The 13,157-nt window shown below is 46.9% G+C and carries 16 protein-coding genes; 5 read left to right on the top strand and 11 right to left on the bottom strand.

What is annotated here, in order from left to right; genetic code table 11:
• Nucleotides 1–141: 141 nt before the first annotated feature.
• Together JGK36_RS12570 and JGK36_RS12575 are read right to left on the bottom strand one after the other, a co-directional pair.
• Nucleotides 142–795, bottom strand: a complete 654-nt coding sequence (locus JGK36_RS12570; RefSeq protein WP_293180471.1) for a Uma2 family endonuclease — start codon at nt 793–795, stop codon at nt 142–144.
• Between the two features lie 96 nt (nt 796–891).
• Nucleotides 892–1,116 (bottom strand): hypothetical protein, encoded by a 225-nt coding sequence (locus tag JGK36_RS12575; RefSeq protein ID WP_325315843.1) that lies wholly within the window; start codon nt 1,114–1,116, stop codon nt 892–894.
• A 328-nt stretch (nt 1,117–1,444) separates the two neighbouring features.
• On the opposite strand from JGK36_RS12575, the gene JGK36_RS12580 reads away from it, so the two are divergent.
• The 3 genes from JGK36_RS12580 (at nt 1,445) to JGK36_RS12590 (ending at nt 2,816) form a co-directional block, all read left to right on the top strand.
• A complete protein-coding gene (locus JGK36_RS12580; protein ID WP_293197037.1) occupies nt 1,445–1,801 on the top strand; it encodes a YkgJ family cysteine cluster protein in 357 nt (118 codons plus the stop codon).
• A 182-nt stretch (nt 1,802–1,983) separates the two neighbouring features.
• The gene (locus JGK36_RS12585) at nt 1,984–2,307 is read left to right on the top strand and encodes a hypothetical protein (RefSeq protein ID WP_293197038.1); all 324 of its coding nucleotides are present in this window, start codon (nt 1,984–1,986) and stop codon (nt 2,305–2,307) included.
• 221 nt (nt 2,308–2,528) lie between these two features.
• On the top strand, nt 2,529–2,816 hold the full coding sequence (locus JGK36_RS12590) for a YggT family protein (protein WP_293180462.1): 288 nt from the start codon (nt 2,529–2,531) through the stop codon (nt 2,814–2,816).
• Between the two features lie 158 nt (nt 2,817–2,974).
• Here the strand turns inward: JGK36_RS12590 and JGK36_RS12595 are convergent, their stop codons facing one another.
• From JGK36_RS12595 to JGK36_RS12620, 6 genes are all read right to left on the bottom strand, one after another.
• Nucleotides 2,975–3,406 carry a hypothetical protein gene (locus JGK36_RS12595; RefSeq protein WP_293180459.1) on the bottom strand — a complete coding sequence of 144 codons (432 nt, stop codon included), beginning with the start codon at nt 3,404–3,406 and terminating at the stop codon, nt 2,975–2,977.
• 111 nt (nt 3,407–3,517) lie between these two features.
• Complete coding sequence (locus JGK36_RS12600) at nt 3,518–4,519, bottom strand: shikimate dehydrogenase (protein ID WP_293180456.1); 1,002 nt, start codon at nt 4,517–4,519, stop codon at nt 3,518–3,520.
• A 266-nt stretch (nt 4,520–4,785) separates the two neighbouring features.
• Nucleotides 4,786–6,156: a P-loop NTPase fold protein gene (locus tag JGK36_RS12605; protein WP_293180453.1), complete on the bottom strand. Its 1,371-nt coding sequence runs from the start codon at nt 6,154–6,156 to the stop codon at nt 4,786–4,788.
• A gap of 238 nt (nt 6,157–6,394) precedes the next feature.
• On the bottom strand, nt 6,395–6,631 hold the full coding sequence (locus JGK36_RS12610) for a hypothetical protein (protein WP_293180450.1): 237 nt from the start codon (nt 6,629–6,631) through the stop codon (nt 6,395–6,397).
• An 85-nt stretch (nt 6,632–6,716) separates the two neighbouring features.
• A complete protein-coding gene (locus tag JGK36_RS12615; protein WP_293197039.1) occupies nt 6,717–7,397 on the bottom strand; it encodes a type 1 glutamine amidotransferase domain-containing protein in 681 nt (226 codons plus the stop codon).
• A 129-nt stretch (nt 7,398–7,526) separates the two neighbouring features.
• Nucleotides 7,527–7,694, bottom strand: coding sequence for a hypothetical protein (locus JGK36_RS12620; protein WP_293180444.1), 168 nt, complete (start codon nt 7,692–7,694; stop codon nt 7,527–7,529).
• A 14-nt stretch (nt 7,695–7,708) separates the two neighbouring features.
• Here JGK36_RS12620 and JGK36_RS12625 point away from each other — a divergent pair, with 14 nt between their 5' ends.
• Together JGK36_RS12625 and JGK36_RS12630 are read left to right on the top strand one after the other, a co-directional pair.
• Nucleotides 7,709–8,599, top strand: coding sequence for a LysR family transcriptional regulator (locus JGK36_RS12625; RefSeq protein ID WP_293180441.1), 891 nt, complete (start codon nt 7,709–7,711; stop codon nt 8,597–8,599).
• A 49-nt stretch (nt 8,600–8,648) separates the two neighbouring features.
• Entirely contained in the window at nt 8,649–9,287 is a 639-nt protein-coding gene (locus tag JGK36_RS12630) for a Uma2 family endonuclease (RefSeq protein WP_293180438.1), read from the top strand.
• Here the strand turns inward: JGK36_RS12630 and JGK36_RS12635 are convergent.
• The 3 genes from JGK36_RS12635 to JGK36_RS12645 form a co-directional block, all read right to left on the bottom strand.
• Entirely contained in the window at nt 9,284–9,790 is a 507-nt protein-coding gene (locus JGK36_RS12635) for a hypothetical protein (RefSeq protein WP_293180435.1), read from the bottom strand. The genes JGK36_RS12630 and JGK36_RS12635 overlap by 4 nt on opposite strands.
• Nucleotides 9,783–10,016: a hypothetical protein gene (locus JGK36_RS12640; protein WP_293180433.1), complete on the bottom strand. Its 234-nt coding sequence runs from the start codon at nt 10,014–10,016 to the stop codon at nt 9,783–9,785. Before JGK36_RS12640 ends, JGK36_RS12635 begins: the two co-directional genes overlap by 8 nt.
• 342 nt (nt 10,017–10,358) lie before the next feature.
• Complete coding sequence (locus JGK36_RS12645) at nt 10,359–13,145, bottom strand: phycobilisome rod-core linker polypeptide (protein ID WP_293180431.1); 2,787 nt, start codon at nt 13,143–13,145, stop codon at nt 10,359–10,361.
• Nucleotides 13,146–13,157 lie beyond the last annotated feature (12 nt).

Raw genomic sequence — 13,157 nt, forward strand, 5'->3', positions numbered from 1 at the left:
GAGAAAATCCGCTTCTGATTTTACCGGGCGATCGGCCCTCTTTTTTAAGGAAGTTTACAAAATTCAACAAAATGTAAAGAACGATCGACCTGCGGGCGATCGCAAATTCGGCTAAAAAACCCTGAGTTTGGGCGATCGTAATTAGTCCGGTTCATCCATGGGGCTGCTTGGAGGCAAACCTGCCCGAAAAATCAACTCGGCAGTCAACCTCAATTCTGGGAAAGCCAGCGATTCAACAGTGTCATCGCCCCGAAACTGCTTTACCTGATACTCCCCATCTACTAACTGGCAAACTGAAAGGGTGGGTTGTTTGGGATTCCCAATGAACTTGCGGCCACCTAAACCCAAATAGTCCACAATCCAGTATTCAGGGATGCCAATTTCTTCGTAATCAGCAAATTTGAAATGGTAATCATCTCGCCAGTTCGTGCTGACGACCTCTACAGCCAGTCGGATCGAAGACCCCATCGTGATGATGGACTCCCTTTCCCAGCGCGGTTCCTTTGCCAGAGATGCTTGATCTAGGACAATTACATCGGGCTGATAACCAGCCTCATCGCGAGTGGGTTTAAGCAGGCAGTCACCAGGGATGCAGTAAGGTAATTCGCGTCGGTCAATTTCAACTCCTACTTTTAAGCTGATAAAACCTGTAACACCGGAATGGCGGCCAGTTCCTAGAGGCATTTCGACAATTACTCCATTGTGTAGTTCGTAGCGGTGAACTGAGTTCTCTGGATACCAGGCTGCGAACTCATCAAAAGTGACTGTTTTGGGGATTGTTTGGGCTTGGATCATGGTGTTGTTCCTCCTTTGCTAGATTTATACTAGATATTAGCCAGCTTCCTTACTTTCCTTGCCCCGCTTAGCTTTGGTAGTTGGCGGGGGTTTGGTTTATGTGAGTCCGGAGCTATCAGGTTCACTCGGAGGTGCGCTGGCTGGATCTGACGATCGTTTATTCCTCTCTATCAAGGCTTTCTTGACCAAGACAAGAACCAGTTGAGGAATGGAACGAAATTCAGAATCAGCCCAAATTTTTAACTCCTTGTACTCGTCAAAGTCAAAGCTGATGGTAGTTCTTGGTCGCTTGGTAGCCATATCGCGCGGTTGTCTATACATATCAACATTATCCGCGACTGTCTACCGAGGCTTCAATTTACCATCAGGTACATCATACTTGACAAGTGATGTACTTGTAGATTTTGATAAAGCTCACAGCCAAAAAAGAGCCAGCCCCAAGCATAAAACAGTCATCCGTACAGGAACCAGGGCTGGATGCCTTTACCGGAGAGTGTTCGCAATCAAAAATCGAACCGTCTTTTCGCGAACTCCTTCTGCGGCGCTGGCACTTGGTATACTTGAAAGGCTTTAATCTCTCTTAAAGTTGGGCATTTTCCAGATAATGCTCCAAATCTAAAATCTAAAATCTAAAATCTAAAATCAAATTATGGCTACTTGGCGTTGCGTAAAGCAGTGCGGTGCTTGTTGTTACCTAGAACCAACAGAGCGCCCTGACCTGGACGAGTATTTATCTACCGAGCAATTGGCGCTCTACTTGAGCTTAGTGGGAGATGACGGTTGGTGTATAAACTTTGACAAAGAAACGAGGGAATGCGGAATTTATGCCGATCGCCCGCACTTTTGTCGGGTAGACGAGGAAGTGTTTCAGGATATGTACGGGATTGAGCCTGCTGAGTTGAACGATTTTGCGATCGACTGCTGTTTGGAGCACATTGAAGATATGTATGGCGATCGATCTTTGGAGATGATTCGCTTCAACTCTGAAGTCGGAATTATCGCCTGAGCTGGCAATTAACCGACTTGATGCCCCTGTGGGCTTTGTGCTTCCGAAGCATTTTTCGAGATCGTATTTCAATCTCAAACCTAAAATCTCAAACCTAAAATCTAAAATCCTCTCCAGGTCGATCGCTCCAGAGAGTGTAAAAATAGACAAATCAAGGAAATATCGCGCAGTTGAGTTGAGCCATGAGCAATCGAGAGGGTTTTACAGGCGGATTTATTGCGGGAGCCGCAGTTGGGGGCTTGGTGGGGGCAGTTTTGGGTGCGGTGCTGTCGAGGCGCGCTGCTGAAGCTTTGCTGAGCGATCCTTCCGATGCCAAGACCAGAAAGATGCGCCAGAGGAAAGCCAGCCAACTCGAAGCCGAAGGGATGGAAGTAGCAAGGCTGAGTTTGGAAGATAAAATTGCCCAGCTAAATCAGGCAATTGATGACGTGCGGCTGCAACTCGGCGATGTCAACGGGAACGCGCCAGCCCACAACAGCGAGGGTTCGATCGCCCCTGACTCCTGAATAAGATTGAATATTTTAGAGCAGTCGGGGAGTAGAATGCGGGCGATCGACCAACTGTCGCACATTTCTCTGTTCAACTTTCCCATTAAAAACCAAGGCAAAAGTAAAAAGGAACCACAAAATTGCTCAGCCTCTACCCTCAGTGCCTTCCCTCTTCCGCAGCTATGCTAAACTCAAAGTTAAAGTGTCTGTAAACTTTACTCAAACGACAACCAAAATTTATGAGTTATTCAATAGGCCTTTTGGCAAACACGCTAGCGACATTTCTGCAAATCTATCTAGTCCTGATGATTATTAGGGTACTGTTAAGCTGGTTCCCCAACATCAATTGGTACGACCCCCCGTTTTCGATTTTGAGTCAGTTAACAGATCCTTACCTCAATCTCTTCCGCTCAATTATTCCCCCCTTGGGAGGTATTGACTTTTCTCCAATGATTGCGTTTTTTGTACTTCAGTTTGGCTCGCAATTTCTGATCGGTCTTTTGGGCAGCTTGCAAACCGCTTTTTAGTTATCAGAAAAATAGGGTTTAAAACTTCCCCCTTATAGGGGGAATTTACATTTATAGCCGTTCTCGAAAAAGTGAGGTATGCCCTATGCCCTATGCCCTATGCCCTATGCCCTATGCCCATGAGCACCTCATATTTCGCTCGAAAGGCTATAGTTTCACTAACGGCGAACCACGCCAGTAAAACCTGTAGCTTTAAACTGCTTGAGCTGCAAAGGTGTTCGTTGATTGGCTGCAACCGAAATTCTGAGCTGAAAATCGCTAATTCCGGGAGGAACTTCTTCGATAGAACCTAAGCGAGTCCGGTTTTGCATCACTGGATTTTCATCTGCATCATAAATACGACCGAAAATATCAGCATCAAAAACAGGTTTGCCGCTAGTATTTTCAGCTTTCCCAGTAATCAAAAAGCAATTAGCTTCCATAGAACTGCCGCTGGTGACTGTTCCTTCTGCCATTTCTGCGGGACATTCGTGATAGGAAAGATCGGAAAGTTTAATCTGTGTGGTAGCCCAAGCTGGTGGAGTGAATACCAAACTCAAAATTGCGATCGCCCAAGTGGCAAAAAGAAGACTGATAGCTCGAAATTTCATAACAATTGCAGCGTAAATATATTTTACTCAGCTTAGCGCGAATTCAAGGTCAAATTCTTAACCTCCTCCGGGAAACGGCACTGCCGTGTCCGGCTCCAGGAGGAGACGGCATTAGTCTAAACCTAAATGCTGGCGCAAGGCTTGGCGCATTACATCCACAGGGACATATTCTGTGTCCAGCCAAATTTTCAAGGCTGCTGCTCCTTGTTGAACTAGCATTTCTAGTCCGTCAATCGGTATTGCACCGCGAAGCTGTGCATCTTTGAGCAACTGAGTAGGATTCGGGGTGTAAATCAGATCGTAAACGATCGCACCTGCGGAAATTCGATCGAGCGCAGCAGCAGCAACCGGCGACTTTTCCCCGTGCGGGTGCATTCCCACAGGAGTTGTATTCACCAGCAAATCGGCCTGCGAAATCAACATTGACAAATTATCCCAAGTATGCACCTGCAAATTCTGCATCGGCATCGGAGAATTCACCCAACTCTGTTGAAATTCCGCTAAATTGGGGGCGTTGCGGCCGACAACGTGAATCTCTGCAAATCCCAATTGAGCGCATCCAGCCACAACAGCCCTCGCCGCCCCGCCATTCCCCAAAATTACCGCTACTTTCTGACTCCAATCGGAAGCCCGCCCTAGGGGGGTTTTTAAACCCGGAGATCCCCCTAAATCCCCCTTAAGAAGGGGGACTTTGAGTGAATTCTCCCCCCTTCTTAAGGGGGGCTGGGGGGGATCGGAATCTGATCGGAAAGTGGGAAAACCCTCTGTTTGCAACGGCGCGAGAAAGCCTTCTACGTCGGTATTTGTGCCGCACCAACCTTTGTCAGTGCGGTAGACGGTGTTGACTGCGCCGATCGCCCTAGCAATGGGAGAAACCTCCGCCAGCAGCGGTAAGATTGCCTGTTTGTGAGGAATCGTGATGCTAAATCCCCGAAGGTCGATCGCGGCAAATCCTGCCAGCGCAGCCTTTAAATCCTCTGGTTTTACCGGAAACGGCAGGTAAACAAAATCGACACCCAAGTGAGAAATGGCAGCATTGTGCATCACCGGGGACAGAGAATGTGCGATCGGATGACCAATTACTCCGAGCAGTTTAGTAGTGCCTTTAATCATAGTTTGAAGTCAGTTGTCAGTTGTCAGTTGTCAGTTGTCAGTTGTCATCAGGAAGAAGTAAGAAACTTATTGTATCAATCAAAGATTTATGCAGAAGCCGCAGATTTAAGGCAGATCGACGCAGATAATTTGAAAGTAATTTATAGCGGTTCTCAAGCGGGGTGAGGTATGTCCTATGCCCTATGCCCTATGCCCTATGCCCTATGCCCATGAGTACCTCATCTTTCTGAGAAGGCTATACATCTTTAATCTTTTACAAATCAAAGCTATTTGGCCGCATTTTCGGTATCCCGAAACTCCTTCGCGTCAGCCAAAATCGGATTGACATCAAACCAGTAATCCTCGCCGTAACGGTACTCAAATACCCAAAGACTGCGGAGCAAAATTTGGTATTTAGTTTCACCATTCACTGTTTTGGTAGCAGATACTTGGCGGAGTAATTGCCACTCATCAGGTTCGATCGCCAAAGTAAGCTGGTGACGGCGTTGGACAATCACATTTTCCAAAGTTTCCCGCGACACAGGAGGGTCTTGTTTTTGCAGACAGCTATAGAGTAGTTGTAACAAATTGCGAACATGACCCCCGCTAACTCGACAGAGGCGATCGAGAGTTTCGGCAGAATCGAAAATTTTGCCAACCAAAGCATAGCGCTGCGACGCCTCCACTGTTGGAAAAGCGCGCGCCAGAACCATCTGTCGCAGCAATTCGACACCCTCTGCACACTCAGAAGCGTCATTCAATTGCACCGGCACCATCGGCAAAACCTTTGGATCTACCCCGAAGCGATTGCTAAGCTGACCCAAGTCGTTAGAGAAAATCAGCACCAAAGGAATTGTATACACGACATGACAGTTCAGTCTTGCCAACTGCTCCCCGCGATCGACAAACAGATATTCCGGCTGCATCCGCCCCGTTGGTTTCGCGCACAGGTGTATGCGATCGAGATTGTCGATAATTACCACAAGTCCCTGTTTACCTTGGCGCTTGAGTTCTTGATTAGCCGGTTCCAGCAACTCCTTATTGAGCGCATCTAAAATTACATTAGTCCGCGGCTCCAAATATTGCCTCAACTCCGATCGCAAATTCGGAGCATCCTTCGCCTTAGCAGTAATTTTGCCAATACCCAAAGACAAAGAAAACTCTCCATCCGTGCTAGCATTTACCTCACCCAAACCGGGGACAGAAGCTCCCGCTTTCAGATCTATTTGAGTTTGAAAAACATCAGCAACGCCCTTGAGCAAAGCTTTAAAACCCGTCGGTTGCAGCTTGATTTTCATTTTCTCAATGCTTTCGCTCACCTGACGCGCCACGCTCAACAAAATGTCAGTGATATCGACATCAGCCATGTCTAAATCTTTACTCGACTCAAAATAAACCACATGAAAACCTTGCTCCTGCAATTGAGCTTGCAGCCGCAGCAATTCTGTGGATTTCCCCGAGCCGATGTGACCGGTAAATAATTGACAGGTAGGTACATCGGGCGAGAGACGGCTGATGGTGCGCTCCAATTGTTCTACGATTGTGCCGCCCCGCACTGACGAAAAATCGATATAGTATTGTCGGTCTTCTTGATTTGCTACTGCCAGGGTGTAGCTGGGATTGCAGGCCGTATAAAATTTCTGTAAATTTAGTTCCATACCCTGTTCTCTGTTTTATAATATTATGCCCTAAGAGCTTCTTCATTGAGCAATTTGACCGCTCCGCACAAATTGCTAGTTGTTTTGATGTTTTATTGGTCTTTCAATATCTAAATGTAGATCGGAATCCGCAATCACAAATCCCACTTATTTTTTGCAGTCACGGAATGAACAAAAGTCAGTAATAACTTGATTGCTTCGAGCGTGAGGACTTGAGTTCTCTCCAAAATCAGAGGACTCAAGTCATCACAACTAACAGATTGATTGCGGAGAATTTGCCGAACAGCATCTGACACAGGCGATCGCGAATTTGTCTGCTAAAATCAAAGACGAACTGTGGGCGGTAATGTTCTCCAGTAAAATTGGGTATTTGAGTAGGGTTAACCGAATGCAGAAAGGGCGAGCACTTGCACTCGCCCCGATGGATTATCCAGTTAAGATTGGCGGGGATCTCCAACCTCAAATCTAATTGCATCAGCGAATCCCGTAACAGATTTATCACCGAGCAAGATTAATTTGCCGAAACTGTTGGCTGTACCGATTCACCAGATTTCAAAGTGCTATTTTGCATTAATTAATTCTACCATTCGTTCGCCTACACCTGCGGCGGAAGCGGGATTTTGCCCTGTGACGAGTCGATCGCTCGCCACAACACAAACTTGAAAATTAGGAACCTTAGTAAAATTAGCCCCACGCTCAATTAACTTCGCCTCCAGCAAAAACGGCACGATATCAGTCAATCCCACAGCCGCTTCCTCTTCATTAGTAAAAGCAGCCACAGTCTTGTTAGCAACCAGGTATGTACCGTCAGACAGCTTAATATTGACTAACGCCGCAGGCCCGTGACAGACAGCACCGACAATTCCGCCTGCTTCATAAATCGCAGCCGCAATCTCAGCAAGTTCCTGGTTATCAGCAAAATCCCACATGGTTCCATGTCCGCCAGCATAGAAAATAGCAGCATATTCTGCGGGTTTAATTTGTGCAGGATTCAGAGTATTTTCGACTCGTGAAACCTGTTCAGAATCATCTAAAAAAGCCTTATTTAGCGGGTCTTCTAAATCAATCCCAACCATTGGGGCTTTGCCACCTTTTGGACTGACAAAATCTACCATTAATCCGGCTTTAGTAAATGCGTCCAAGGGATGGGTTACTTCTGGGAGATAGAAACCAGTTTCTTTACCAGTGTCACCAAGAGTATCGTGGCTGGTTAAAACAATCAGAACTTTTTGGCTAGTCATATTCGATTCCTGTTGTGGGTGTCTTTGTGCTCGTTGTTTTTATCCTAGGTCGAATTCATCTAAAATACAAATTATGAAAGTTTCGTGTAACTATAAATCTAGTTATACCAAATCCCAATGCCGAACTTCCTAACATCCGTTAAATCTGAGATATTTCACCATTGTCAGCAACAGGCTTTCCGGCCTGTTCCACAAAGAGTGCATTTCTTGTGGGGGCTTAGCAACAGGCTTTCCGGCCTGTTCCACAAAAAGTGCATTTCTTGTGGAATGGGCATCTTGCCCGTTCCTAAAATCCATTGCCGAACTTCCTTATGATTAGCTTTGAGTGGTATCGCAGCTTTATCGAGGTTTACCGCGTCGGAACCGTATCCGGGGCAGCCCAAGTTTTGCACCTAACACAACCGGCTGTCAGCCAACACGTCGCAGCCCTAGAGTCAGCTTTGGGAAATCCGTTGTTTCAAAGAACTCCGAGACGGATGGTGCCGACGGATGCGGGAAAAAGACTGTATAGTCAAGTTGCAAGTGCGATCGAGAAACTCGAATCAATTCCCCACAAAAACTCCAGCGCCGAAACACCACAAACCATCAGAATCGGTACACCACAAGAATTTTTTACCGATCGCATCCTCAGTCAATTACCCCAAGACGATCACACTTTTTACACAATCCAATTTGGACTAACATCGGAGTTGATCCAACAACTCAAAGCCGGAAAACTAGACATCGTAATTGCTACCCAAAAAATTACCTTGTCTGACATTGAATATGAACTACTATTCGAGGAAAACTTCTGGCTAGTCGGGCCGCCAAATATGGCGATTCCGATTGCTGAAGGAATCAGTCAAGCAGATTTAAACCCACTTTCTCAATGGCTATTAACTCAACCTTGGATTGCTTACAGCGAAGAATTACCGATCGCCCGCCGCTTTTGGCGCGTCGTGTTTGGCAAAAGAATCGATGTTCAACCCAAACTAATTATTCCCGATTTAAGAGCAATTAGACAAGCCGTTGAATGCGGATTTGGCTTTAGCGTGCTTCCCGATTACTTGTGTGCAGATTGGGTGACAGAAAATCGTTTGACACTTGTGCTTAAACCTACACAGGCTGTTACCAATCGGATTTGGCTGGCTTTTCGGAAATCGGAAAGACAGTTGCCAAAAGTCAAACGGATGTTAGAAATTTGCCAAATCAATGTAAACTAAGTTAGCCTTAGAGTAAACCATCAATATCAATTCCACTTGGAGGTCACTTGTGGTAACATCTGCACCAGAAGCTACAGCAGAACTGCAAAAACCTATTGGCGAACAGCGCGTCGTAATTTGGGGGTTATCTTGGGACGGTTATCTACAAATTCTCAATGCCTTACCCCAGTCACGAGGCTGTCATTTGATCTATGACAACGGGATTCTAGAAATCACCATGCCCTTAGAAGAACACGAATTTTCAAGTCGATTAATCGAGTGTTTTATTCGGACGCTGATTGAACTCATGGGGATGCGGATGAAAACGATGGGTTCAACAACTATGAACTATCCTTTTCTGAAAAAGGGAGCCGAACCAGATAATGCCTACTATATTCAAAATCAACCCCTCGTCAAAGGCCGAAATGTTGATTTTACCAAAGATCCTCCGCCTGATTTAGTGGTAGAAGTAGATATTACTCATACTGATATTGAGAAAAACAAATTCTACGCTGCTATTGGTGTACCGGAGTTTTGGCGGTTCAATGGCAAAGTGTGGCGAATTTATCAATTGCACGAGGGCGAGTATATGGAGGTTGAATCGAGTCCTACCTTTCCTCAAGTGCCGAAAGAAAGGCTAATTGCTTTTCTAGAACAGGCAAAAGAAGATGAAATTGCGGCAATACGCGACCTGCGAGCTTGGTTTTAATGCTGTTTTTCTTGAGTCTTGAGCCACTCCATTGCCGATTTCGATTCAGCCTGCACGTCCTCCGACTGAGTAGCTAGCCACTCCTGATAAGCCTTTTCATCACCACCAAAGGAATCTAGGGATGGAGCAAAGCGATGAGCCTTTTTCATCCAGACATTTTCAGGTGCTAAAGGCTTATAGGCGCAGTAGCAAATGCAAATTGTATCAAATCCTGCACCATAGGGAGGCGGGATTTCAGGGGTGTATTCTTCCACCCGCACAACTTCCCAGCCACTATCTCGAAAGGAGTCCCGGTTTTCTGGCACTGTTTCCGTCAGTCGGTGTCCGATCGCAGGAGCAGGTTTGCCACTAGAGTCGTAGTGTTCGGCAATGGTGTTAGTTAAAGAAGGTACTGAATCCACATTTGCAATGCGGTAAAATGACTTTCCGATTTGTGTCTCAGTTTTCTGACGATACTTTTCAATTTCACCTTTATCCGCTTTGAACAGAATCAGTTTACGCATCTTCTTTGTCCTCCTTGAAATAGTCGCCTTGCGTTAAATCCATGCGAGAGGGTGGAAACTCGCAGTAGCCATCGAAAACGCAATCCACAGGTAAAACATCAGTTGCGACTAGCTCTGCCTGCTTCAGCGTCCACCCGTAATTATCTGCCATATCCTCGCAGCATTCTTCATTCGCTGCCGCATGGCGGGTTTCATCTTTCTCCTCGTCGTATCTGGGTTTTGTCATACTTAAGTTACTCCTAGTTCGGATAGTCGAACTTTGGAGAAGTCGTCTCGGTTGAGTGTGTCCTCACTCACCGGGGCGCATTCACATAATTTATATTATAGAACCCAATTTTTATACCAATTTATTCTATCCATTGTAATTGACACTTTCACGTTGAGGAACACGCGATAAAGGAAACAACTTCCACTACCACACTCTCTCTTTCCTCACTCTGCGCTCTCTGCGCCCTCTGCGGTTAAAAAAATCCAAATTATCCAAAAAAGGGCCGGTAACTATACCAGCCCTTCAACTATTTGAGACGTTAAATTACCAGTAATTTAACATCCAAAAACTCAAATTAATCTAACTTCTGTCAGTAACAGTCGCAGGCTCAAAACTCGGAACCACAACATCAGAATTCTGCTTAGTCAACTGGTTGTACAGCCTTTCAGTATTCGGGAAATTAGCAGCCGGTAGAGTTGGGAAGCGACGATAAGGAACAGTATCCTCACCAAAAGCCTCAGCATATTCAACAGTCAGCAACATCGCATTGATAAAGCCCTTAATCCCTTTACTTGCCAAGATTTGGTTATAAGTCCGAATCTCCGCTTGATTCAGAGGAGCACGGCCCAAGAAGTGCTTCGTACCCAACTCAATCACCTTAGTATTTGGATAAGGTGCATAGAACTGTTTCACGTACAGCGGCGAACAACCTAAACACTCAATGAACTCCTTGAGATTGATTTCATTGTTGCCAAGTTTGCTTTCCAACGCCGTGAATTCATTCTTCACAACATACGAGTTGATGTCACGCTCAAAAATTTGACGGTAAACAGCTTGAATTAAAGTTTTCAAAGCTACCTTATCCGAAGTAGTTGTTAGCTTGAACACCTTAGTTTGTTCACGGCGCTTGCTCACACCTTGAGCAATCCGAGTTTGCAACTGAAGATCTCCGCCATCGATCGCAGTACCCAATTCGATAAACCGAGGTGTTTCAGGAGTCGGCTCAACGTTGGCCTTTTTCTCACCAAAGGAACCCGATCGCATCGTCCGCATCGACAAACCAGCCGGAGTCACATAGCGCTCGTAGGGGACTGTATCTTCCCCGAAAGCTTCGTTGTACTCCATGCTGTCCATGATGCTATCGACCAGCGCGTAGAAACCCTTCTTGGCACAAATGTCAAAGTAAGCGTTCATTTCCTGACGGCCGTAAGTAGGGCGTCCCAGGAGTCGGCGGTGGATGTACTCGATCGCCTTACAAACATAAAGCTTGCTCCAGTACATATTGCGGAACACATCGGATTTCGCCAACATCCGAATAAACTCGCGCATCGGGATGTCGCCGTTTTCCAGCTTAATTTCCGCCACCTTTTGGCGCTGGCCGTCGAACACATCGCGACCAAACACTTGCAGGTAAGCAGCCCGAATCACCGCTTGAGTCGAACTTTCGGTATATTTGACACTGGAAGCATTGCTGTAGCTGCTGGAGGCACCGCGAGCGGTTTTCTTGGAAGCCACATAGTTGCTGGGTAACTGGTCTAGTTTAAAGACCTTGGGGCCCAGAGAACCAGGAGCCGCACCGCGAGCCGCTGGGTTACTCAATTGATTGTCAATCCCCGCACCTTGACGGATCAAGATCCGGCGAGTGTCTTTGCCAAAGGGAGCTGGACGGTTCTTAGGGTTACGAGTTTCTTTCGGGAAAATCGCACCGAACTGAATTTCCAGCGGATCGTTACCAATACCGTAAACGTGCTGATCTGGTAGAGGCTGAGTGTAGCCTGCGAACAAGGTGATGAACTGAGGAACCTTGCGGAAAGGAGCGCTGAAATTGAACAAATCAATTTGCGGGCCCCAGTTGCGACATTCCTGAGCTTCCTGGCCCAAACCGCGCAGGTAAGGGACTGTTTCTTCGCCGAAGTAGTCGGAATATTCCTGAGAATAAACCATCGCGTCTACGAGGGCTGCCAGGCCGCCTTTGGTGACGATCGCAAAATACTTGCTAAATTCTTCCCGCGAGCTCAAACCACGGCCGAGGAAGTGGCGGGCCGCCAGTTCTACAGCGCGACTGTTGACAAACGGCTCGTAGAATTGCTGGCGGTACAGAGGAGATTTGCCAAGGCGGCGAATAAACTCTTTCATGGAGATTTCGCCGTTTTTGACCTTAGATTCCAGGTCAGAAATGCTTTGGCTGTAGGCGCGGGTAATGTCGCGCTCAAAAACTTGGCGGTAAGCTGCTTTGATTACTTCAATCTTTTCAGCCGACGACAGACCCGTCTTCATGACGAATTTCGCCCGATTTTCCGCTGCGTTGAAGTAGATTTGAGGAAGTTGCAGCCCTTGCTGGTCATTGGTTTCGCGCTGACGCACCTTCGGTGAAGGTGTAGGAGCTTTAAATTCGGTAATTGCTACGTCAAAATACTGTGCGACGATCGTGCGTGCGGCCTCATCATTCTTGAAATAGTTCAAGGATGCAGCCTTCATTTCCTGCATTGCCACAATTGTCGCCGCCGACGAGCAAGCATTTTCGATAATTTCCCGCAATCCGCGCACATTCACCGAAATAATGTTCGGGTCGCCAGCAACGATCGCGTAGGTAATGTAACGCAAAAACCAGCTCAAATCCCGCAGAGATTTGGTCATGTTGCTCGGGCCGTAGCGCGAGACATTAATCGGCTGGAATCCTGCTGGAATTGGGCCGCCACCGCCGCCGTTAGTGGAAAACAGATTTCCCAAGCCCAAGAATCCGCCGCCACCTGAGCCTTTGCCGTTACCGCCGCCGCCACCTGCGCGACCTTCAACGTAAGTAACAGTTCCCAGTTTCATGCCTTCAGAGACATTTACCGAGCCGCCGCGAGTTGCGCCAGCCATAGCCATCACTGGTTCTGCTGGTCTTTCCAAAAATGCCAGCGGGGAACCGCCGACAAAAATCCGGTTGGCTGCGCGGGATACTATGAGTTCCGAGTTTCTGGTCAGCGTCTCAGAAATCGCGATCCGAAGAGCACCGGAACTGAAATAACTTGCCAGTTCGCTCAGTTCGCCCCGCTGTAGGAAGCGGTCTTGCTGTTCAGCTTGCGAAATCGTTGCGACTGGTACAGTTTGATATAGTTGCGGACGGGCAACTGAGCTTCCACCACTTGCTTTTACAGTCATTAGACTCCTTCG

Origin of the sequence: Microcoleus sp. PH2017_35_SFW_U_B, assembly GCF_020737865.1 — a bacterium.
Classification (GTDB): domain Bacteria; phylum Cyanobacteriota; class Cyanobacteriia; order Cyanobacteriales; family Microcoleaceae; genus Microcoleus.